The following is a 21232-nucleotide window of genomic DNA, read 5'->3' on the forward strand; positions in this document are numbered from 1 at the left end:
GAACCTCCGCGGTCGATGGTGCTGCGACGGGTGGACGCAAGTCGGGTCAGAGATCCAGCACGAGCCGCCGCGAGGCGCAGCTACCGACGCAGATCATCATGGAGGTGCCGGCTTCCCGTTCCCGTTCGTTGAGAATGGTGTCGGCGTGGACGGGCTGGCCGGCGAGCACCTTGGTCTCGCATGTTCCGCAGAAGCCCTCTTCGCAGGAGGAGAGGACATCGGGGTTCACCGTGCGCACCGCGTCGAGGATCGAGGTGCCGGGCTCGACGGTGACGGTGGTGCCGGTGCGGGCGAGTTCGACCTCGAAGGCCTGGCTCGCCGTTTCTTCGGAGACCGGCCGGGCGTTCGGATCCGCGGTGAACTGCTCGGTGTACAGGGTCGGTCCGGTGTCACCGCACACCTCCCGCACCGCGCCCAGGAGCCCGGCGGGCCCGCAGGCGTACACCGCCGTCCCGGCCGGGGTCCCGGAGACGATACCGGCCAGGTCGAGGGGTGCGCCCTCGACGAGATGGATGTCACCACCGAGGGCGCGCACCTCGCGGGTCAGCGCCATGCTCGTGGCACTCCGGCCGCCGTAGTGCAGCTCCCAGGAGGCGCCGCGGCTCGCCGCCTCGCGGGCGAGGGCGAGGACCGGGGTGATCCCGATGCCGCCGGCAAGGAAGACGTAGTGCTCGGCTGCGTGCAGCGGGAAGTGGTTGCGGGGCCCGCGGATCGGGAGCGTACGGCCGACGAGGGCGGTGTCGTGGATCTCGGCGGAGCCACCGCGGCCGTTCGCCTCCCGCAGCACGGCGACGGTGTAGTCGGCGGCGCCGGGGTCGCCGCACAGCGAGTACTGGCGCACCGTGCCCGAAGGCAGCCGTACGTCGATGTGGGCGCCCGCTTCCCAGGAGGGCAGCCGGCCCCCGTCGCGTGCGGCCAGGGTGAGGGAGATGACGCCCTCGGCTTCGAGGCGTGCCGCGGTGACGACGGTGTCGTGCCAGGAATCCGGGTGCGCCCGGGTCGGCCCGGTCATGCCGGCACCTCGGCGGTGTCGCGGCTGCCGCCCCTGAGCACCTGGAGGAGGTGCAGGACCGGCGGCATGTCCGGGACGACGACCACGGTGTCCGCGTGTTCGCGCACCATCGCGGCCGCGGCGTTCTCCTTGCCGCCGCTCCAGGCGAGGCCCGGTGTGACGACGACCGCGCCGAGCAGGGTGCCGGTGGCGTGGGCCGCCTCGCCGAACCGGGCGACCGTGGCGTGGTCGACCGCGGCCAGGTCCCGCACGAGAAGGGTGATGACATCGGCGCGCTCGACGTCCTGCGGGAGCACGTCGGCGGGCGGCCGTTCCTCGGCGACGGTGATGCCGGGGAGTTCGTCTCGCAGGGCGCTGAGCGAGGCGCGGGCCGTGGGGTCGAGGGGGACGAGCAGGACGTCGGCTTCGTAGGACCGTCGGGTCCAGGAGTGTGTCGACATGGCGACCACCTCTCCTTTCTTGCTGGTCGGAGCGGACGCGGACGGGCGCGGGGCTCCGTGTCGTGAGCTGGGAGGTGGGTCAGATGGAGGCGAAGTCCTCGCCGTCGCGGACGACGAGCGCGTCGGCGGCGCCCTCCTGGAACGGCACCGACTTGGGGACCAGGACGGAGGCGGAGCGGACGCGGTGGTGTGCGGCCCGGTCGCCGGGGACCGGGTCGTCCTTGCCGGCGATCTCGGCGGCCGCGAGCAGCCGGCGGCGGGCGAGGATGATCGCGGCGTCGGAGGTGCCGAGGCGCTCCTTGGTGCGGTCGACGATCGGGCCCATGCTCTCCTGGAGGGAGAAGTCCTGGGCGGCGATGCCCGCGACGCCGGAGAAGGTCTTCTTGTCCTTCTGTGCCTGGCGGTCGATGAGGTAGTCGTTGGCGGCGTTGGCGAGGGTGTCGTAGGTGCCGGGGACGTACTTGGCGTGGATGCCCTCGCCGTTCCGCGCGGCGGCGAGCTCGGTCTCGGTGAGGTCCCGGGTGGGGTGGTAGTTGATCGACCAGGCCCAGCAGGTCTCGTCGTCGATGGGGACCCAGGCGTGGGCGCCGAGCGGGTTGTGGGTGCCGAAGGGCGGGATGATCGTGTACCAGGGCATGATCCACTGGGTGATGCGCCAGTAGTACTGCTCGTCGTCCACGTTGCGACGGGCGCCGATGAGGAGTCCGCCGTCGGACTCGACGACTTCGAACTTGGGCCGGGTGTCGGCCTTCAAGTACTCGATACCGGCGGTGCCGGCGTGCATCGGGTCGTCGTCCATGTTGAAGCGGTGCGCGAAGGATACGTGGCTGGAGTCGATGCCGCCCTCCATCGCCTGCATGAAGTTGGTCATCTGGCGGCGCTTGGTGACCACCACCTGGCCGTCCGGCAGGCCCGCCCACTCCAACTCGGGAAGCTCGGGCTTGAGCTCGGCCGGACCCATGTACGTCCAGATGACACCGCCGCGCTCGACGCACGGGTAGGCGGGCTGCTTGATCTTCTGGCACATGCGGCTCTCCGGGGGCTCGGAGGGCATGTCGACGCAGTTGCCGTCCACGTCGTACTTCCAGCCGTGGTATGCGCAGCGCAGTCCGGACTCCTCGTTGCGGCCGAAGAAGAGGGAGGCGGTGCGGTGGCTGCACATCTCGTCGAGGAGGCCGATGCGGCCCTCGGTGTCACGGAAGGCGATGAGCTTCTCGCCGAGCAGCGTGACGCGCACCGGCGGGCAGTCCGCTTCGGGCAGTTCCTCGGCGAGCAGGGCCGGGATCCAGTAGCGGCGCAGCAGGGTGCCCATCTCGGTGCCGCGGTCGGTGCGGACGAGCCGCTCGTTCTGTTCACGGGTCAGCATGGTGTGGCTCCTGAAGGTGGTACGGGTGAGGTGGGCGTGCGGCGGTGAAGCGGGGCCGCACGGCCGTGGGTGAGAAGTGCTGTTGCGGGGCGGTCAGTTCGCGTGCGGGCGGACCACGACGTGCGGGGTCTCGGGCCCCGTGCCCGCGGCGAGCCGGCCGAGCATGTCGCCGGTCCCGTCGAGCGTGGTGTCGGCCGAGGGCACGTTCTGCAGGAGGGACGTGCCGTCGGCGAGGGAGGAGATGGCGTCGGCGATCGCCTCGGGGCGCCGGCCGCGGACGGCGCTGACGGTGAGGTTGCGCCGGGTCATGGCGGTGGTGTCGAGGGGCACCCGGGCGGGGTTCTTGGGTGTGGTGAGGACGAGCCTGCCGCCCTGGCCGAGCAGGTCGACGGCGACCTCGATGACGTGCGGGGTGGGGCCGACGGTGTCGACGACGACGTCTGCGGCCTCGGAGCCGAGGGCGCGCCGAATGCCCTCGCGGAGTTCGTCGCCGGTGTCGGCGGTTACGGGGAGCGCGCCGAGCCGTTCCGCCATGGCCAGGCGCGCGCGGTCCCGGCCGAGCCCGGCGACGATCACGTCGGCTCCGGCCCGGCGGGCGGCGGCGGTGACGGCGAGGCCGTGGTAGCCGGGGCCGAGGACGACGACCGTCTCGCCCTTGACGACGCCGCCCGCGCGGACCGTCCAGTCCAGGGCGTTGGCGTAGGGCAGGACCCAGGCCGCGAGCTCGTCGGACAGGCCGCTCGGCAGGGGGTGCAGCACGGCGTTGGGCGGCAGCAGCAGGTACTCGGCGTTGCCTCCGTACAGGCCGGGTTCCTCGTCGGCGGGGATGGTCCCGATGCGTCGGCCGCCGCCCCACAGGTCGGTGTCGGGGCACAGCCGGTACGCGCCGGTGGCGCAGGACCGGCAGGTGCCGCAGGAGAGGTACTCCTCGACCACGACCCGCTCCCCCACCGCTCCCGACCAGCAGCGCGCGCCGGGGTCGGCGGCGACCTCCGTGATCGTGCCGGCGACGTGGTGCCCCAGCACCGTGGGGGCGGCGAGGCCCCGTGCGTACAGGTTGACGTCCGTACCGCAGATGCCCGCGGACGCGACGCGCAGCCAGCCCTCGCCGGGGCGCCCGGGTCTCGTCGCAAGCGGGCGCACCTCGCTGCGGGCTCCGGGGAGAGCGACGCTGGCGCGAGCCGAGTCCGGTACCGCCGTGGCGACCGTGCTGTCCACGACCTACCTCCTAAGTATCACTGTGCGATACGTCCTTATCGCTTGGTGATTCGATAAGGTAAGCCGTCGATTCAGGCCCGTCAACAGGTGCGCGGCAACGACACGTTGAGCGGTGGGATCACGACGGGATCGCTGGGAGAGAATGGTGATCTTGCTGTGCGATGCCGCGGTTAGAGTGAGGCCGACCGATCAGCAACGGCCCGGAAGGACAGTGCATGGCAGCCTCGAAGGCAGGCGCGGACAGCGGGCGCAGGGCACTTGACCTGCTGTTCGCCTTCACGGAACAGCGCCCCGTGGCCTCGGTCCGACAGCTCGCCGAGGATCTGCAGATCCCGGTCCCCACGGCACACCGCTACGTGGCGCTGCTCAAGGACATGGGCCTGGTCGAGGAGCGCGAGCGCGGCCAGTACCACCTGACCATGCGGGTGGCCGCGCTCGGCCGGGCCGCCCGCCGGGCCACTCCCCTGGTGCACATCGCCGAGCCCTACATGCGCGAACTGTCCGAGCAGATCGAGGAGTCCGTGCTGCTCGTCCGCATGGTCCACGGCCTGCCCGTCTGCATCCACCGCGTCGAGAGCCTGCGGCCCTTCCGGCTGTCCTTCGAGACCGGCCAGAACATGCCGCCGCTGCGCGGTGCCAGCGTCCGCCTCCTGATCGGCGGCCTGCCCGCGGACGAGCGCGAACGCTACGTCGACCGGGCGCTCGCCACCGGCACCCCGCCGCCGGTACACGGCCGCGACACCTTCCTCGCGGACATCGAGCGTGCCGTCCAACAGGGCTGGGACATCAGCCAGGAGGAGATCGACCAGGGCATCTGGGCCGCCTCCGCCCCCGTCAAGGAGGGCCCGATCACTCGCGCCGCCCTCTCGGCACCGTGCCCCGCGTTCCGTCTCGACGAGAGCAAGCGGGAGGCGGTGCTGGGGCAGGTGCGGGAGGCGGCGGAACGGATCTCGCAGGCGCTCAGCAGCTGAGGCGGTGCCGGTTCAGGTGGTGCCGGTTCGGGCGGCCCACCGATGACTTTCCGCGACCCCGGCGGTCCACACTTCCGTACGTCTGGAAAGCGCGCAAGCGCCCCCATCGTCCGGAGGCCCCATGTCCACCACAGGCAAGGCCCTGCCGCCCGTCGTCGACCGCGTCACGTGGGAGAAGGAACTGGCGGCGCTGCGGGTCCGCGAGAAGGCCGCCACGCGGGAGCTCGATGACATCGCCGCGCAGCGGCGCCGGCTGCCGATGGTCGAGATGCCCGACTACGTGCTGGAGGGCGAGGACGGCCCGGTGCGGCTCGCCGAAGTCTTCGGTGAGCACCCGCAGTTGATCGTCTATCACCACATGTGGCACGAGGGCGCGGAGTGGCAGTGCGGCGGCTGCACCGGCTTCACGTCCCAGTTCACGCGGCTCGCGGGGCTCGAGAAGTTCGACGCCCGCTTCGTGATCGTCACGCAGGGCCCCATCGACGAGGCGCTCGCGTACCGGCGCAAGGTCGGCAACACGATGACCTGGTACTCCACCGCGAACAGCCCGTTCGGCGCCGACCTCGGCGCGCCGCCGAACGCCGGGTTCGCGGTCAATGTGTTCCTGCGCGACGGCGACACCGTGTACCGCACCTGGCACACCGACGGCCGCGGCACCGAGCAACTGAGCTATCTGTTCGGCCTGGTCGATCTGTTGCCGTACGGCCGGCAGGAGGAGTGGCAGGACTCCCCCGCGGGTTGGCCCAAGTCACCGACGTACAGCCGGTGGGCGTCCCCGCAGGAGATCGCGGCGGCGTACGGGGAGCGCGGCTGAGGCCGGCTGAGGTCAGGCGTCCTCGACACCGAGCACGCGGTGCACGGTCTGCTGGGCTTCGTAGAAGTCGGTGTCGGAGACGTCCGGGTCGTCCTCGGTCTGCTCGAGCCAGTCCGACATCTCGTCGGGCGACCAGCGGTCGAAGTCCTTGGGGATGTCCAGCGTCGTGGTGTTCATGCGCAGCCGTGCGACGGCCGTCGCCTCCTCGACGCTGATGGTGTTCACTTCGGTCATCGCGCCCCTCCCATCGGGTCTTCACGGGATCGGACCGGCGACCTTGCCAGACGCGCCCGGTGGGTGTCCAACTGTGACGTCACGCACAGTGAGGAGGGTTCGCAGAGGCCTTGCCCATGGCGCCCGCTCGGGCCTGTCGTCGAACTCCCGTCGTCGCCCGAAGGGCGGCGCCGCGGCGTCTGGGGCGTGCGATCGCAAGGCGCCGGAAGGTCCTAGTAGCGGAGCTACTCGGACTTTTCGGCAACGCCGCGAGCGTGCGTGCCAGGCGTCGCGGCGCAGACGGGAGTTTGACGACAGGCCCGAGGGCCTCCGGATCCGGTCAGGCGTGGTGCTCCGAGCCGCCCCGTACGACGAGGACCGGGCAGTCCGCGTGCAGGAGCAGGGCCTGGCTCACCGAGCCCATGATCAGCCCCTTGAAACCGCCCCGGCCCCGGGCACCCACGACGATCATCCGGGCCTCCTTGGACGCCTCGATCAGGGCCGGGCGCACCCTGCCCTCCAGCAGGCGCCGCTCCACGGAGATGTGCGGGTGCGCGACCAGGCCGGGGGCGAGGGCTGAGGTGAGGGTCTGCCCGGCCTCCTTGCGCAGCTCGCTGATGTTGGACACCAGCGGGGTCAGCGCGCCGGGCCGGTGGTCCGGGCTCTCGGCGCTCCACGTGTTCCAGACATGCAGGGCGAGCAGTCCGGTGCCGCGGCGCTCGGCCTCGGCGAACGCCGCGTCGACCGCGGCCTGCGCGTCGCCCGACGCGTCGACGGCGACGGCGACGAGGCCGTCCGCGTCGGCCCGGCCCCGCACGACCAGGACGGGACACTCGGCGTGGGCGGCCAGGTACACCGCGACCGAGCCGATCAGGAGCCCGGTGAAGGCGCCCAGGCCCCGGCTGCCGACGACGACCAGGTCCGCGTCCGCCGAGCGGACTGCCAGGACGGTCAGCGGCTCGCCCGTCACGACCTCGCCCTCGACGTCGGCGAGGTCGGGCTCCGCGGCGCGCGCGTGCTCGACGGCCGCCACCACCAGGGCATCGGCCTGTCCGCGCAGCGCTTCCGCCGCCGCCGCGACCCCGGCGGCGCGCATCCTCGGCCAGATGAAGGCGTGCACGATACGCAGCCCGAGGCCACGCTCCCGCGCCTCCCGGGCCGCGATCGACACGGCCTCCAGACTCGACTCGGACCCGTCGGCCCCGACCAGCACATGGCCTGCCATGCGTGCGCTCCCTATCGATCCCTGTCGTTCCCTGTCACCGTCCGTGGCCACCGGTGCGGCCCGGTCCCAGCGTGACCCGGTCCGCCGGGCGGCGCACGGCGAGCCCCAAGAGGCAAAGCTCTGCCGCAGCCCCCATTGCCCTGGGCGAACCACCGGTGTCACCATCGGTTCATAAATCGGTTGGAGCCCTCGGGAGCACACGTATGGCACGCACCGCGCGATGGATGGCAGGCGGAACGGCGGTCGCGGCCGCCGGGGCCGGGATGGCCTGGCTGTGGCGGCACCAGGAGGAGGTCGCGTTCCGGCGGCCCATGAACGAGTGGACGTTCACGCACATGTCGACGGTGCTGCCGGTGGCGGCCGTGCCCGCCGCCGCCCGGGTGCGCCCGCTGTCACGGGGCGAACTGCCGCCCGGATTCACGTACGAGTTCCGGGGCACGCGCCGCACCCTGGAGCAGCTGCACGAGCGCACGCACACCACGGGGTTCGCCGTCCTGCACCGCGGGCGGCTCGTGCACGAGAGCCATCCGGGCCGGTTCGGCGGGCCCGCCCGCCGCTTCCAGCTGTTCTCGCTCACCAAGTCGGTGACGTCGATCCTGCTCGGAATCGCCCTGACGGAGGGCGCGTTGGGCTCGCTCGACGACAAGGTGGTGACGTACTGCCCCGAGCTGGCCGGGTCGGCCTACGACGGGCCGACGGTCGCGGATCTGCTCGACATGACCAGCGGGGCCGGCGGGGTCGAGGACTACGAGGACCCGCAGGCACCGGTCAACCGTCTGATGCGGGCCGTGACCGGGCGGGGATCGGTTCTCGACGTGGTCCGCTCCGTCGACACCGGTGCGGATCCCGGCACGTTCTTCAACTACTCGACCCTCGACTCGCAGGTCCTCGGCTGGGTCCTGGAGGGCGCCACCGGCTTGCCGCTGGCGCGGTACGCCTCCGAGCGGCTGTGGAGCAGGATCGGCGCGGAGACGGACGCGTACTACGGGCTCTCGCGCAGCCGTCCGCGGACCGCCGTCGGCGGCGGCTCTTTCAATGCGACGGTGCGGGACATGGCCCGGGTGGGGCTGCTCATGGCGCGCGGCGGGTCCTTCGACGGGGAGCAGGTCGTCCCGAAGGAGTGGGTCGAGCGCGGACGCGGGAGCGGGAAGGAGCTCCTGCGGCCGGGCGCGCTCGGCGAGCAGTACCCCGCGCACTACGGCTACGCGAACCAGTGGTGGACGCTCGGCGGCGAGCACCGCGCCTTCACCGGTCTCGGCATCTACGGGCAGTTCCTGTGGGTCGATCCGGTGGCGGACGTCGTCGTGGTGAAGACCAGCGCCTGGCCCACGGCCGAGGATCCGGACCGGGACGCCGAGACCGTGGCGGCGCTTTCGTCCCTGGTCACCCACCTGTCCACGGCGGAGTGACACGGCCGGCCGGTGCATAGGATTGGCGCCATGACAGACCACGGCGCCGACACGCCGGCACCGGCCGCCCGAGCCGCCCGGCGCGGCCGGCCACCGTCCACCGCCCTCAATCGGGACCGGATCCTGGACGCCGCCCGTGCCCTCGTCGAACGCGAGGGGCCGGATGCCCTCACCCTGCGCCGCCTCGGCGCCGAACTCGGCTCCAACCACACCGCCGTGCTGCGCCACTTCTCCGGCAAGGAGGAGATCCTCCTCGGGCTCGCCGAACAGCTGATCGAGGAGGCGGTCACGGGCTACGAGCCGACCGACTCCTGGCGCGAGACCCTGGCCGGCCTGGCCCGCCGCGTCCGCGGCGCCTGCCTCACCCACCCACAGGTCGCCGCCGTCGTGGCCGGCCGGGTCTCCCGCCGCGACGCCGAGTTCCGGGGCGCCGACCTCGTCATCGGCGCACTGCGGCAGGCCGGTTTCGGCGACCGGGAAGCCGCCCGCTACTACCGCGCGCTCGCCGACACCGCCCTGGCCATGGGCGCGCAGGAGGCCGCCGTCGCCGCACTGGACAGCGCGGCCCGCGAGGGCGACCGGCTGGCCTGGCGGCGCGAGTACCTGGCCGTGTCGCCGACCGCCTATCCGCACCTCGCGTCGGTCGCCCCGCACCTGGCCGCCGCGGACGAGGACGACCAGTTCGAGACGGTCCTCGGGCTGCTCCTCGACGCGGTGGAGCTGCGGGCACCGCACAAGCCCTGATTGGGGCAAGTGGCCCCGCGGCCGCCGGACATCCACGACGATGGGGTGCGAACCATCGTGGCGTCGGGTGAAGCCGGGTGAAGTCCGGTGAAGTCGGGTGAAGGAGACGGGCTGTGTACGGGTTGCTGTCCAAGCTCGCGGAGTTGCTTGCGCAGTTCGGCTCGGGCCTCGTCACGCTGCGGCGCACCGCGCAGGACACCGACGTGGCGGCGGCGCTGCTGCGCTGCGCGGTGGCGCTGCAGGACCTGTGCGTACGCGGGGAGCGGCTGCTGGCCCTCGCCGACGGCCTGGTCGACGGTGCCGACAGGCCCGGTGCGGCGCGGGAGTTCGTGGGCCTCGTGCAGGTGCAGGCCGAGGCGGTCGACTCCTTGCGCGGCACCCTCGTCGAGTGCCAGGAGCTGCTGGCCACCGTCGACGCGGAGGTCTATGTGCGGCTCGCGCCGTTCCTCGACGCGAAGTCCGGCCTGCTGACGCGGTGGCAGCAACAGGCCACGATGAGCGCGCTGTCGACGACGACCCTGTTCTTTCTGCCGCAGGCGGCGTTGGACGAGGTCCTCGCCGTCGGCAGGGCCCACGCGACCTCGGACGGGCTGGCCGCCGATCGCACGGACTACCTGCTGGCGATCGGCGACGGCATGCGCGCCGCGCGCGCCCGCGAGGTGCGCGACCTCAGCCGCGCCGCGGCCACCCGCCACGCTCCCGCCGTCAGGGACGAGTTGGCCGGCGCCAGGGACGAACTGACGCGTGCCGGCGCCCTGTGCCGGCAGCTCGTGGACTCCGTCAAGGAGTCCGTGGGGCCGGAGGCGATGGCGCGGCTGCGTCGGCAACTGGTACCGAAGCAGCGCGCGGCTAGGCCCGGCCGGCGGGCCCCTGTCTAGTCGGCTTGTTCACCTTGTCGTACAGCTCGGGATCCCGTGGGAAGCCCGCCTTGGCGAAGGCCAGGCTGCCCGCGCCGGTGGCCAGGATCCGGATCGCGTCGAGACCGAGTGCTCCGGCGAGCCGCTCGGTGTTGAACTGCAGGCGCTGAAAGAGACCGCTCCCCCGCGCGTCCGCCGCGATGCGGACCTCGTCCATGGTGATGTCCTTCTCCCGGAAGTCGAACCGGAGTTGGAGCACGGCCCGGTTCTCCCCGCCGTCGCGCAGCACCAGGTCCACGCTGCCCGCGCCGTCCGGGTAGAGCACGACCTCCGCCTGCGCCCCGGGCAGCCGGTCCAGGAGCAGGTCGGCGAACATCGCCGGGGTGATCGGCACCAGCGACTTCCAGATCTCGACGAACTCCTCGTCCAGCCGGCCGACGCGCAGCCTCGGCCGCAACGACTCGAACTCCGCGACCGTCAGGGCAGCGACCAACTGCCGGGTGGCTTCCCTGTCGTGGGTGTGCGGCGCCGGGACAGTGGTTTCCAGGGCCGGCCCGGACGCGCAGCGCACCAGGTGGTCCCAGACCGGGTCCTTCGGGAAGGGCGGCAGGCTCCAGTCGTCCGCACATGCCTCCCAGCCCCGCTGCCACCACGCGACGGCTTTCAGTGACCGCAGACCGCACCGGAGCGCGCCCGCGATCTCGCAGCGCACCAGCAGCCCCTTCGCCGAGACGGTGTCGAGGTTCGCGCCCGGCTCCGCGGCGGTCGTCGCGAAGCGCTCGGCGGCGGCGACGGTCTCGGCATGGCTGATCAGCTGGGGCGCGTCCGAGATCACCACGGGAATCGGTGACTGGAGGACCCGCACCGGGTCCTCGGGGGCGAAGACCACGTCGTCGGCGAGGACGATCAGCGGCCTGACGTCGGCGCCGTCGATCATCACGAACTCGAGTGCCGCGTCGCCCATCGGGGTGTGGCTCCTCGTGACGCGCTTGACGTCGCAGACCGGCAGGCTGAGCGTCTCGCCGATCGCCGGTATCCCCACGCTCACCCACCCGCCGCCCACGGCGGGCCGCAGGCCAAGTACCTCGGTGAACGCCGTCGCGATCTCACGGGCCATCGCGGTGTCGTCCCGCTCGCGCCTGATGGGCAGGGACCCGAGGGAACCGAGGTTGTCCCGCACCGTCCCAGTCAGTGCGTGGCCCTCGCCGAGCACGCGCAGACAGTCGGCGAGGGTGTGCTCGAAGGTCGCGGCGGCCCGCTCGGCCTGACCAGACGTCAGGTACGCGGTGGCGAGGTCGTTGCGCGCGGAGAGGGTGCCGGGATCGTCGGCCCCGGAGACCCGCCGCCGCTCCGCCACGGCCAACTCATAGAGCGGCACCGCCAGTTCGGGCCGCTCGTCCGCGAGCCATCCGGCGAACCAGATGGAGGCGAGGTTGGCGAGCGTGGAAACGGTGACGTGATCGTCCGCACCCACGACCCGCACCACACCGGCCAGGAGCCTCTCCTGCTGCCCGAACGCCTCTACGTAGCTCCGTTCCCGGTAGTACGCGTGGGCCAGCTCTCCGCATGCGGCGAGGGTGCGCGGATGATCCTCGCCCAGCGTGCGGACGCTGTCGTCGTACTGATGCCTCAGATCGTCGATCCCCATGGCGCCGATGATTCCTCACGGGCGGCGTCGGCTTCTCCAACTTCCGTTACTTCAGGGGTAATTGAGAAGAAGAAGCCGCCCTCACCCCACCGCGCACTCCGGCACCGCGACCGAACCCCCTCTACACCCATGACCGCGGTCCCGTCGCGACAACTGGACGGATCTGTGCGGCACTTGGCGCTTCTCCTACGATGGCGAGGACCACGGACGTGGCAGCACCCGCTGGAGGGGAGCGGGTGTTGCCGCATTTCGGCGCCCTGGACCGCCGCAGCACGGGGCAGGCGCCCACTGCGGCGCCCGCTATCGAAGCGTCAGCATCGCCTCGGCGATCTCACGGACGTCCGCGTCGCGGAGCGCGGTGGCGGTCTCCTCCAGGACGAGCAGCCGCGCCCCGGGGATCTCCCGCGCGAGCGCCTCGCCGTTGCCCACGGGGAAGAACGGGTCGAGGCGGCCGTGGACGACGAGCGTGGGGACATCGATCCCGGGCAGGCGCTCGCGCCAGCGGGGTGTGCAGTCGAGCCGGGAGAACACCATGCCCAGCTGGTTGGCCATCTGGACCTGGGACTCGGTGCCGGGCGTGCGGTCCCAGACACGCTCGGCGACCGAGCGCGCGGCGCCGGGGTCGTTCCCGAGGACCTCCGCGCCGGCGGCCGCGAACTCCGCGACCGACTCACGGTCGGCCCAGTCGGGCATCGGGCTCGAGAACAGCCGCCCCATCGTCGCCTGGTCGTGATCGGGGAGGTCGGCGTCGACCGGGCCGGGCGCGACCGCGCGGGTGCCGACCAGGGTGAGCGCCGAGAACGCGCCCGGGTGGTCGAGCACGGCCACCTGCGCGACCATTCCGCCGACGCCGATCCCCGCCAGGTGCGCGGGGCCGCCGCCGAGCGCCTCGACCAGGGCCGCCGCGTCGGCGGCCAGGTCACGCAGCGTGTAATCGGGCGCTTCCGGGTCCCCGGTCGTGGACTCGCCGCTGTCGCGCAGGTCGTAGCGCACCACCCGGCGCCCTCCCGCGGCGAGGCGCTCGCACAGCGCGTCGGGCCAGGACAGCATTGTCGTCCCGCCCACGAGCAGGACCAAGGGCGCGTCATCGGCACCGAACGACTCGACGCCCAGGACGATGTCATTGACTTTCACAGTGGTCATACCAGGGAAGACCTGATCCGCCTCCCGAATTCATCGGATCCCGCTTCGGATCCCGCTGACGCACGGCCCGCGCTGGGTGCATCTCAGGCACAAGGGCCGCGCGACCCTCGACGGATGGGACTTTGGTCCCGGTTTGCCCGTCTCGGGACGGGCAGAACGACCGATGCGTCCGGCCCGCCGCCGGGCCGTGACCCGTGCCGTCCAGTGGAAGCGACCGAACATGCTCGCCAGCAACCCGCCCCACCCCACGCCCTCCGCCTCCGGGCCGAACGGCTCCGCCGAGCGCCTGGCGGATCTCGCCGTCGCCGCCTTCACCCGTGAGGTGTTCCTGACTCCGAAACCGGGGCTGCCGGACTGCCGGACCGCGCAGAGCCCGGACGACACCGTGTTCTCCTCCCTCGTCGACGCCGGTGTCGGGCTGCACGGCTCCTTCCGCGCCGCCGCCGACGCCGGGGCCGACCTGGACCGGCTCGCGGTGGCCTGCGCCGACGCACAGCACCAGGTGCCCTACGTCGCCTCCCTGATCGGCCTCGACGTCGCCGCCCGCTCGCTGTGCCTGCTGTCGGCGGCGTGGGGGCAGGGCGCGCGGAGCGCCGAGCACGCCTGCGACCTCGCCCTGGACCTCGACGGGCAGGTCGAGCCCACCGGGGACTTCCGCGACGGCTACCGCGCCATGCCCGTCGAGGACAAGCGGCGCCACCTGGCCACCGCCCTCGCCGCCCTGCCGCAGCTGCGCTCGGCACGGTCGCGCGGTATCCCCGAGGAGACCGCGCAGCTCGACGCGCTGCTCACCCTGATCGCGGCCACCGACGACCTCCGCGTGGCACAGGACAAGGGGCCGCTGGCCGTCCGCCTGATCCGGCAGGACGCCGCCGCCGTGCTGGCCGCGGGCGGCTCCGGCACGGCGGAGGGGCACCGGCTGCTGTCCGAGCTCGACGAGGAGATGGTCCACTACGGGATCTGCCCGGCCGCCAGCGGCGCCCTGCTGACGGTGCTGCTCTTCCTGGACTCCGTCGTCGAGCGCCCGCTGCCGGTCGCGGCCTGAACTCCGCGCCACAGGAGACGGCACCGCATGGCGTACGCGGAGTGGCCCGCCCCGGCCCTGGCACCGAGGCTGATGGGCACCGACCACGTCGCGCACAGGAGGCATGCCGCCCGTATGGACGCCACCTCGCCGGTGCCGGACGCCCGCACCCATCTGGCGCTCCAGTCGATCCGGGAGCTCCTGGCGGCCCAGCAGCGACGGATCAGAAACTACGCCGATGCGTACCAGGGCCGGACCGTCGGTGCGGCCGCGCCGACGGCCCCGGTCTCGTCCACGCCCCTGCCGCCGACGCCCTCCGGCCGGGAGGTACTCGAGGCACTGTCCGTTCCGGCGCTCCTGGTGGCCCCGCTCCTGGGCGAGGACGGCCGGATCCGGGACGCACTCCACGTCGCCCAGAACACGGCCGCCCGCGCCTACGCGACCGAGCGCCTCCCGCAGGGCGGCGTCCCCCGCTGGCAACGCCCCGCCTCGCTGTTCGAGCGGTTCCCCTCGCTGGCCGGGTCGCCACTGCCCGACATGCTGGCCAAGGCCCTGCGCGAGCGCGCCCCGCAGGGGCCCATCCTGATCGAATGGGTCATGACCACGTCGCACGGACCGGTACGGATCAACGACCAGGTCCGGGTCGCCCCGTGCGGCGAGCACCTCCTGATCACCTGGGAGCGCGGACACCGCCTGCACATGGCGGCCGCCGCCCAGCAGCTGGTGCGCACCTGCTGGGCCGAGTGGAACCTGGGCGACGGCGGGGTCGACCCGTCGCGCGGGTTCCGCCAGGTGTTGGGCCTCGACGCCCACGCGGACATTCCCACCCTGTCCGGTCTGGCGGCGACCGTGGCCCCGGAGAGCCTGCCCGAGCTGTACCGGACGCTGTACGACGTCATCCTGCGCAAACGAACCGGCATCTGTGAACTGCGCCTGAACGGGGCCGGATCCCGGGTGATCCGGATGACCGCCGAGCCGGTGCGGATCGCCCCCGGCAGCCTGGTGTGGGCGCTGCGCGCGGTGCTCACCGATGTGACCGCCGAGCGGCGCAGACGTGCGTCCGCCGAGCGCGCGGAGCACGAGGCGCGGCGCCAGCGTCAACGCGCCGAGGCCGTCGCCGAGGTCGCCAACGCCCTGCGCGAAGCGGTCCTCCCCCACTTCCAGGACGAACTGGCCGCCTACGGGCTCGAAGCCGCCGCCGTGTACCGGCCCGACGCGCGGGAGGCCGGCGTCGGCGGCGACTGGTACAAGGCGCGCGGGCTCCCCGGCGGCCGCCTCCTCGTCGCGCTCGGCGACGCCCGCGGCCACGGTCTGGCCGCCGCCACCCTCATGGCGAAACTCCGCTACGCGCTGGCGGGCCTGGCCTACACCGAGCAGCCCGTGGAGCAACTCACGCAGTGGCTCAACGAGTCGGCCTGCGCCGACGGCCTCGAGTCCACCGCGACCGCGATCATCGCCCGCTACCACCCGGAGCGCGGCCTGCTGCGCTGGGCCTGCGCGGGCCATCCGCGCCCGGTCCTCGTCCGCGACGGCGCGGCCCGCCAACTCCCGGACCCCGAGGGCGGACCCGGGCTCCCCCTGGGCGTCCTGCCGGGAACCGCGTACGCCGCGGCGGAGGCGTTCCTGCGTGTGGACGACATCGTCCTCATGTACTCCGATGGGCTGACCGAGCGCCGCGACAGTGACCCCGACCTCGACACGCAGCGCTTCCTCGACGTGGCCCAGCAGTGCCACGGCGGCGCCCCCGGTGCGGGGCACGACGCGCTCCAGGAGTACGCGGAGCGCATCGTCGGCGAGCTCGACGGTCCGCACCGGTCCGACGACGCGACCCTCCTTGTCCTGCGGCGCATCCCGACGCCCCCCTCGTCCCCTTAACGACCGCTCAGCACCCTCCCCCGCGACGACCGCGAACCCGGCCGGAACAACCCCGTTTCGCGCCGCGGGGGTTGTCGAAGGACCGCGGGCCTCTTAACGTTCGATCAGTCCTGGATCGGGTCCCCGCACAGGCCGCCACGGCCGGGGTGACCCGGGCCGCCCGGCAGCTGTCGACGGGAGCCCCGCGTGTCCTTCGTGTCCGACGCATCTGACGCATCCGGTCCCACCGCACCACCCGCCCCCTCGCCCGACGCGTCCCTGCGGGCCGGGCGCCGGCTCTCGCTCGCCCACCAACTGGCCCGCCAGTCACGGCGAACACCCGACGCACCGGCCCTGCGCCACCGGGACCGGGAGATCACCTACGCCGCCCTCGACGCGCGGGTGAACCGCCTCGCGCGCGCCTACGCCGCGCGTGGCGTCGGACCGGGCGACCGGGTCGCCGCGCTGACCACCAACCGGATGGAGACGGTGGAGGTCTGGTTCGCCGCGCTGCGGCTCGGCGCGATCGCCGTGCCGGTCAACTTTCGCCTGGTGCCCGCCGAAGTGGCCCATGTCCTCGGCGACTGCACACCGACCGTGTTCGTGGTCGACGAGCCACTGACGCAGCTGGGCCTGGAAGCGCGGCGCCTCGCCGGATCCGACTGCCGGGTGCTGCACCTCGGGGAGGGCGGGAGCAGCGCACCCGAGGGCACGGAGAGCCTCACCGCGGTGCGCGACAGGTACGACGACGGGCCCGTCGAGGTCGACGTCGACGAGAACGACCCCGCGTTCCTGATGTACACCTCGGGAACCACGGGACGTTCCAAGGGCGCCGTGCTCAGCCACCTCAACCTGGTCGTGAACACCCTGCACATGGCGGAGGTGCAGCCGCCGCAGCCCACCGACCGGGGCCTGTTGAACATCCCGATGTTCCACATCGCGGGCGTCGACTCGGTCGTCGCCTCCATGCTCTACGGCACCTGCACCGTCATCGGCGCCACCGTCGGCTTCGACGCCGCCGAGACGGTCGACCTGCTGGAGCGGGAGCGGATCACCGGCTGCTTCCTCGTGCCCAGCCAGTGGAAGGCGATCTGCGAGGTGCCCGGCATCCGGGACCGCAAGCTCGTGCTGAACAGCCTGAGTTGGGGCGCGTCCGTCGCCCCGCCCTCCGTCCTGGAGGCGATGAACGACACGTTCCCCGGCGTCGTCATCAGGAGCGCCTTCGGCCAGACCGAGATGGCGTCGGTGACCTGCTACCTCGACGGGGAGGACGCGGTGCGCAAGCTCGGCTCCGTCGGCAAGCCGGTGCGCCACGTGGACGCGCGGATCGTGGACGAGGAGATGCGGGACGTGCCGGTGGGCGAGGTCGGCGAGATCGTCTACCGCGGCGGCAACCTCATGCTGGGCTACTGGAACAACCCCGAGGCCACCGCCGAGGCCTTCGAAGGCGGCTGGTTCCACTCCGGTGACCTGTGCCGGATGGACGACGAGGGCTACATCTACGTCGTCGACCGCAAGAAGGACATGATCATCTCGGGTGGCGAGAACATCTACTCCGCCGAGGTCGAGGCCGTCATCGACCAGCACCCCAAGGTCGCCGAGGTGGCCGTCGTGGGCATGCCGCACCCCCGGTGGGTGGAGACCCCGCGCGCGTACGTCGTGCCGAGGGATCCGGCCGACCCGCCCACCGAGGCGGACATCACCGACCACTGCCGCGAACGGCTCGCCTCGTACAAGAAGCCGACCTCGGTCGTCGTCATCGAGGCGCTCCCGCGCAACGCCGCCGGGAAGGTGCTCAAGGTGCGGCTGCGCGAGGCCGCCCGCGACTGACAGGACGCCCCACCCCCGACGACAGGACGGATTCCGCATGCCCGACGACACACCTGGTGAACTCACCGAGCTGCGCGCCCGGATGGCCGCCTTCATCAACGACGAGGTGATCCCCGCCGAGAAGGTCCTCGGCGGCCGCACCCCGGAGGCCCGCGCCACGCTCGCCGCGTTGCAGGAGCGGGCGAAGAAGCTGGACCTGTGGATCCTCGGCCACCCGGCCGAACTCGGCGGCAAAGGGCTGCCGTTGTACGACTTCGCGCTCGTCAACGAGATCATCGGGCGTTCCGAGTACGGCCAGCTGGCCGTCGGCACGTACACCATGCAGGACTCGATCATGCTCGACCTGTACGCCTCCCGTGCACAGCGCGAGCGCTGGCTCAAGCCGCTGGTCAACGCCGAGATCAGCCCGAGCGTCGGACTCACGGAACCGGAGGTGGCCGGCTCCGATCCCACCCGGATCGCGACGACCGCCGTGCTCGACGGCGACGAGTGGGTGATCAACGGCCACAAGTGGTTCACCACCGGTGCCAGCCGCGCCGCCTTCACCACGGTCTTCGCCCGCACCGACGAGGACGCCGCGAACCCGCACGCCGCCGTCTCCGCGATCATCGTCCCGGCCGGTACCCCCGGCCTGGAGATCTCCCGCGTCCTGGAGACGATGGGCGACACCGAGGGCGACCACTGCGAACTGCGCCTGACCGACGTACGGGTCCCCGCCGACCATCTCCTCGGCGAGCGCGGCAAGGGCTTCACCATCGCGCAGCGCCGCCTCGGCCCCGGCCGCATCTTCCACTGCATGCGCTGGCTCGGACAGGCCCAGCGTGCCTTCGAGTTGATGGTCGAGCGCGCCAACACCCGTTACGCACACGGTTCGTTGCTCGCCGAGAAGGGCGAGATCCGGCGCTACGTCGCCGAGTCCGCCGCCGAGATCCAGGCCGCCCGGCTGATGACCCTGGACGCGGCGCGCCGCTACGACCAGGACGGGCAGGCCCGCCTGGAGATCAGCATGGTGAAGTTCTGGGGCGCGCAGGTCCTGCACAACGTCGTCGACCGCGCCATCCAGGTGCACGGCGCGCTCGGTGTCACCGCCGACACCCCACTGGAGGCCATGTACCGGCGCGCCCGCTACGCGCGCATCTACGACGGCCCCGACGAGGTGCACCGCATGGTCGTCGCGCGCAAGCTGCTCGCCGACGTGAGCAGGGCGCCATGGGCGGGGCTGCCCGCGTGAGCGAACCGCTGCTGGAGGAACTGCGGGCCCGCCTGGCCGAGTTGTGGGGCGGGCCCGTGACCGTCGAGGCCTTGCGGCGGCTGTCCGGCGGCGCCAGCCGCGACACCTTCTCCCTCGACGCCACGGCGGCCGACGGTGTCTCGCACCCCCTGATCCTGCGCTGCGACCCACCGGTCAAGCCGAGTCCCGAGGTGATGGCACGGGAGGCCGCGGTCCTGGCCGCCGCCGCGGAGGCCGGGGTGCCCGTGCCCCGCCTCGTCGACCACGGCACGGTGCTCGGCCGTGCCCACCTGCTCATGGAGCGCGTCGAAGGCGAGACGATCCCGCGCCGCCTGCTGCGGGACGAGCGGTTCGCGGCCGTGCGCCCGCAGCTGGCGCGCGAGCTCGGCCGGATCCTCGCGCGCATCCACACGATCCCGGTCGCGTCCGTCCCTGACCTGCCCGAGGTCGACCCGTTGCGCCAACTGACCGACCTCTACCGCCAGTTCGACGACCCGCGCCCGGCGGTCGAACTCGGCCTGCGGTGGCTCGCCGACCACCGCCCGCCGACCGCCCGCCCCGCCTGCGTCGTGCACGGCGACTTCCGCAACGGCAACCTCATGATCGACGAGAGCGGCGTACTCGCCGTCCTCGACTGGGAGCTCACCCACATCGGCGATCCCGTCGAGGACCTGGGCTGGCTGTGCGTGAAGGCCTGGCGGTTCGGGTCGGCCGAGCCGGTGGGCGGCTTCGCCCCGCGCGAGGAACTGCTCGCCGGGTACGCCGAGATCGCCGGGGTCCACCCGAGCGCGGACGAACTGCACTGGTGGGAGGTGTACGGCACGCTCCGCTGGGCGGTGCTGTGCCGTATGCAGGCGGAGCGTTTCCTGTCCGGCGCCGAACAGGCCGTCGAGTACGCCGTGTTGGGGCGCAAGGTCTGCGAGCAGGAGTACGACGTGCTGCTCGCGCTCGGCGTCACCGAACCCGGCACCGTGCCCGACGCCCTCGCCGGCCGCGAAGACACCACCGCCGCTTCCCCGCACGACCGGCCCGGCGCCGACGCGCTGCTGCGCGCCGTCCAGACCTTCCTCGCCGAGGAGACGGCGGGCGATCCCCGGCTGCGCTTCCTGTCGAAGGTGGCGGCCAACGCCGTCGCGATCGCCCGCCGCGAGGCACTCCTCGCGCCCGCCCAGGCCGAGGCCCACGCCCGCCGCCTTGCCGTGCTCGGCGTCGCCGACGACCGGGCCCTCGCCGGGGCGATCCGCGACGGGACCGTGGCGGCGGACGACCCGGCGGCCCTCGAAGCCGTACGAGGCGGTGTCACGGACAAGCTGGCGGTCGCCAACCCGGCGTACGCGGGGCAGATCGCACGGTGAGCACCACCCCCGAACCCGTAGGAACAAGAAGCCAGGGAGCACACGCATGACCAGCACAAGGACCGTCCCCGACACGGCCCACCGGGTGACCGTCACCATGGCCGACGGCGTCGCCGACGTACGGCTCAACCGGCCCGACAAGCGCAACGCGCTCGACCCGGCCATGTTCGAGGCGCTCGTCTCCACGGGCGAGCGGCTGAAGACCGAGGAGGGCGTCCGGGCCGTGGTGCTGTCCGGCGAGGGGCCGGACTTCTGCGCCGGGCTCGACTTCACCTCCTTCGAAGCGATGCGGGACGGGCAGCGCCTTTCGGGACTCGCCGCGCTGCCGCCGTCGGACGGGCCCGCGCAGGCGGCCGGGCAGCGCGCCGCGTACGTCTGGGCCGAGCTGCCCGTGCCGGTGATCGCCGCGCTGCGCGGCAACGCGCTCGGCGGCGGGCTCCAGATCGCGCTCGGCGCCGACATCCGCATCGTCGCGCCGGATGCCCGGCTGAGCGTGTTCGAGGTGGCGTGGGGCCTGGTGCCGGACATGACGGGGACCCAGCTGCTGCCCGAGCTCGTGGGCCGCGACGTGGCGAAGGAACTGACCTTCACCGCCCGGATCGTGGGCGGCGAGGAGGCGGCCCGCATCGGCCTGGCCACGTACACGGCGGACGATCCGGTGGCCGCCGCGCTGGAGACGGCGGGCCGGATCGCCGCGCAGAGCCCGCACGCCGTACGCGCGTCCAAGCGGCTCCTCGACCTCGCGGGCCGCACCGATCTCACGACCGGGTTCGCCGAGGAGCAGAAGGAGATCGGCGCGCTGATCGGCAGCCCGAACCAGGCCGAGGCGGTGGCCGCCCGCTTCGAGAAGCGCGCACCCCGCTTCACGGACATCTGAC

General features: G+C 72.7%; 19 protein-coding genes. 11 read left to right on the forward strand and 8 right to left on the reverse strand.

Annotated features, from left to right (window positions below; translation table 11 throughout):
* Positions 1-46: 46 nt before the first annotated feature.
* The 4 genes from OKJ99_RS12510 to OKJ99_RS12525 form a co-directional block, all read right to left on the reverse strand.
* Positions 47-1012, reverse strand: a complete 966-nt coding sequence (locus OKJ99_RS12510) for a PDR/VanB family oxidoreductase (RefSeq protein ID WP_326016108.1) — start codon at positions 1010-1012, stop codon at positions 47-49.
* Positions 1009-1452, reverse strand: a complete 444-nt coding sequence (locus OKJ99_RS12515) for a hypothetical protein (protein WP_326016109.1) — start codon at positions 1450-1452, stop codon at positions 1009-1011. Before OKJ99_RS12515 ends, OKJ99_RS12510 begins: the two co-directional genes overlap by 4 nt.
* A gap of 79 nt (positions 1453-1531) precedes the next feature.
* Positions 1532-2818 (reverse strand): Rieske 2Fe-2S domain-containing protein, encoded by a 1287-nt coding sequence (locus tag OKJ99_RS12520; RefSeq protein ID WP_326016110.1) that lies wholly within the window; start codon positions 2816-2818, stop codon positions 1532-1534.
* 93 nt (positions 2819-2911) lie between these two features.
* Positions 2912-4036: a zinc-dependent alcohol dehydrogenase gene (locus OKJ99_RS12525; protein WP_326016111.1), complete on the reverse strand. Its 1125-nt coding sequence runs from the start codon at positions 4034-4036 to the stop codon at positions 2912-2914.
* Positions 4037-4251: 215 nt separating this feature from the next.
* Between OKJ99_RS12525 and OKJ99_RS12530 the strand changes: the two genes are divergently transcribed.
* Entirely contained in the window at positions 4252-5007 is a 756-nt protein-coding gene (locus OKJ99_RS12530) for an IclR family transcriptional regulator (protein ID WP_326016112.1), read from the forward strand.
* A gap of 121 nt (positions 5008-5128) precedes the next feature.
* Positions 5129-5821 (forward strand): DUF899 domain-containing protein, encoded by a 693-nt coding sequence (locus tag OKJ99_RS12535; RefSeq protein WP_326016113.1) that lies wholly within the window; start codon positions 5129-5131, stop codon positions 5819-5821.
* 12 nt (positions 5822-5833) lie between these two features.
* Here OKJ99_RS12535 and OKJ99_RS12540 read toward each other — a convergent pair whose 3' ends face one another.
* A complete protein-coding gene (locus OKJ99_RS12540; RefSeq protein ID WP_326016114.1) occupies positions 5834-6055 on the reverse strand; it encodes a hypothetical protein in 222 nt (73 codons plus the stop codon).
* Between the two features lie 319 nt (positions 6056-6374).
* On the reverse strand, positions 6375-7259 hold the full coding sequence (locus tag OKJ99_RS12545) for a universal stress protein (RefSeq protein WP_326016115.1): 885 nt from the start codon (positions 7257-7259) through the stop codon (positions 6375-6377).
* Between the two features lie 203 nt (positions 7260-7462).
* Between OKJ99_RS12545 and OKJ99_RS12550 the strand changes: the two genes are divergently transcribed.
* From OKJ99_RS12550 to OKJ99_RS12560, 3 genes are all read left to right on the forward strand, one after another.
* Entirely contained in the window at positions 7463-8668 is a 1206-nt protein-coding gene (locus OKJ99_RS12550) for a serine hydrolase domain-containing protein (protein ID WP_326016116.1), read from the forward strand.
* A gap of 30 nt (positions 8669-8698) precedes the next feature.
* Positions 8699-9412 (forward strand): TetR/AcrR family transcriptional regulator, encoded by a 714-nt coding sequence (locus tag OKJ99_RS12555; RefSeq protein WP_326016117.1) that lies wholly within the window; start codon positions 8699-8701, stop codon positions 9410-9412.
* A 113-nt stretch (positions 9413-9525) separates the two neighbouring features.
* Positions 9526-10290 (forward strand): hypothetical protein, encoded by a 765-nt coding sequence (locus tag OKJ99_RS12560; RefSeq protein ID WP_326016118.1) that lies wholly within the window; start codon positions 9526-9528, stop codon positions 10288-10290.
* Here the strand turns inward: OKJ99_RS12560 and OKJ99_RS12565 are convergent.
* Together OKJ99_RS12565 and OKJ99_RS12570 are read right to left on the reverse strand one after the other, a co-directional pair.
* Positions 10262-11917, reverse strand: coding sequence for a tetratricopeptide repeat protein (locus OKJ99_RS12565; protein WP_326016119.1), 1656 nt, complete (start codon positions 11915-11917; stop codon positions 10262-10264). The genes OKJ99_RS12560 and OKJ99_RS12565 overlap by 29 nt on opposite strands.
* A gap of 300 nt (positions 11918-12217) precedes the next feature.
* The gene (locus OKJ99_RS12570) at positions 12218-13060 is read right to left on the reverse strand and encodes an alpha/beta fold hydrolase (RefSeq protein ID WP_326016120.1); all 843 of its coding nucleotides are present in this window, start codon (positions 13058-13060) and stop codon (positions 12218-12220) included.
* Positions 13061-13280: 220 nt separating this feature from the next.
* Here OKJ99_RS12570 and OKJ99_RS12575 point away from each other — a divergent pair, with 220 nt between their 5' ends.
* From OKJ99_RS12575 to OKJ99_RS12600, 6 genes are all read left to right on the forward strand, one after another.
* On the forward strand, positions 13281-14105 hold the full coding sequence (locus OKJ99_RS12575; RefSeq protein WP_326016121.1) for a triphosphoribosyl-dephospho-CoA synthase: 825 nt from the start codon (positions 13281-13283) through the stop codon (positions 14103-14105).
* A gap of 27 nt (positions 14106-14132) precedes the next feature.
* Positions 14133-15959, forward strand: coding sequence for a PP2C family protein-serine/threonine phosphatase (locus tag OKJ99_RS12580; RefSeq protein ID WP_326016122.1), 1827 nt, complete (start codon positions 14133-14135; stop codon positions 15957-15959).
* Between the two features lie 195 nt (positions 15960-16154).
* Positions 16155-17768 (forward strand): AMP-binding protein, encoded by a 1614-nt coding sequence (locus tag OKJ99_RS12585; RefSeq protein WP_326016123.1) that lies wholly within the window; start codon positions 16155-16157, stop codon positions 17766-17768.
* 37 nt (positions 17769-17805) lie between these two features.
* Positions 17806-18999: an acyl-CoA dehydrogenase family protein gene (locus OKJ99_RS12590; protein WP_326016124.1), complete on the forward strand. Its 1194-nt coding sequence runs from the start codon at positions 17806-17808 to the stop codon at positions 18997-18999.
* Positions 18996-20354, forward strand: a complete 1359-nt coding sequence (locus tag OKJ99_RS12595) for a phosphotransferase family protein (protein ID WP_326016125.1) — start codon at positions 18996-18998, stop codon at positions 20352-20354. Before OKJ99_RS12590 ends, OKJ99_RS12595 begins: the two co-directional genes overlap by 4 nt.
* A gap of 46 nt (positions 20355-20400) precedes the next feature.
* Positions 20401-21231, forward strand: a complete 831-nt coding sequence (locus OKJ99_RS12600) for a crotonase/enoyl-CoA hydratase family protein (RefSeq protein WP_326016126.1) — start codon at positions 20401-20403, stop codon at positions 21229-21231.
* Position 21232 lies beyond the last annotated feature (1 nt).

Origin of the sequence: Streptomyces endophyticus, assembly GCF_035798155.1 — a bacterium.
Lineage (GTDB): Bacteria > Actinomycetota > Actinomycetes > Streptomycetales > Streptomycetaceae > Streptomyces > Streptomyces endophyticus.

What these genes read in the sequence shown, in the direction of transcription:
- OKJ99_RS12510 (WP_326016108.1), bottom strand. Translation starts at nt 1,012, where the DNA reads ATGACCGGGCCGACCCGGGCGCACCCGGATTCCTGGCACGACACCGTC.
- OKJ99_RS12515 (WP_326016109.1), bottom strand. Translation starts at nt 1,452, where the DNA reads ATGTCGACACACTCCTGGACCCGACGGTCCTACGAAGCCGACGTCCTG.
- OKJ99_RS12520 (WP_326016110.1), bottom strand. Translation starts at nt 2,818, where the DNA reads ATGCTGACCCGTGAACAGAACGAGCGGCTCGTCCGCACCGACCGCGGC.
- OKJ99_RS12530 (WP_326016112.1), top strand. Translation starts at nt 4,252, where the DNA reads ATGGCAGCCTCGAAGGCAGGCGCGGACAGCGGGCGCAGGGCACTTGAC.
- OKJ99_RS12535 (WP_326016113.1), top strand. Translation starts at nt 5,129, where the DNA reads ATGTCCACCACAGGCAAGGCCCTGCCGCCCGTCGTCGACCGCGTCACG.
- OKJ99_RS12540 (WP_326016114.1), bottom strand. Translation starts at nt 6,055, where the DNA reads ATGACCGAAGTGAACACCATCAGCGTCGAGGAGGCGACGGCCGTCGCA.
- OKJ99_RS12545 (WP_326016115.1), bottom strand. Translation starts at nt 7,259, where the DNA reads ATGGCAGGCCATGTGCTGGTCGGGGCCGACGGGTCCGAGTCGAGTCTG.
- OKJ99_RS12550 (WP_326016116.1), top strand. Translation starts at nt 7,463, where the DNA reads ATGGCACGCACCGCGCGATGGATGGCAGGCGGAACGGCGGTCGCGGCC.
- OKJ99_RS12555 (WP_326016117.1), top strand. Translation starts at nt 8,699, where the DNA reads ATGACAGACCACGGCGCCGACACGCCGGCACCGGCCGCCCGAGCCGCC.
- OKJ99_RS12565 (WP_326016119.1), bottom strand. Translation starts at nt 11,917, where the DNA reads ATGGGGATCGACGATCTGAGGCATCAGTACGACGACAGCGTCCGCACG.
- OKJ99_RS12570 (WP_326016120.1), bottom strand. Translation starts at nt 13,060, where the DNA reads ATGACCACTGTGAAAGTCAATGACATCGTCCTGGGCGTCGAGTCGTTC.
- OKJ99_RS12575 (WP_326016121.1), top strand. Translation starts at nt 13,281, where the DNA reads ATGCTCGCCAGCAACCCGCCCCACCCCACGCCCTCCGCCTCCGGGCCG.
- OKJ99_RS12580 (WP_326016122.1), top strand. Translation starts at nt 14,133, where the DNA reads ATGGCGTACGCGGAGTGGCCCGCCCCGGCCCTGGCACCGAGGCTGATG.
- OKJ99_RS12590 (WP_326016124.1), top strand. Translation starts at nt 17,806, where the DNA reads ATGCCCGACGACACACCTGGTGAACTCACCGAGCTGCGCGCCCGGATG.
- OKJ99_RS12600 (WP_326016126.1), top strand. Translation starts at nt 20,401, where the DNA reads ATGACCAGCACAAGGACCGTCCCCGACACGGCCCACCGGGTGACCGTC.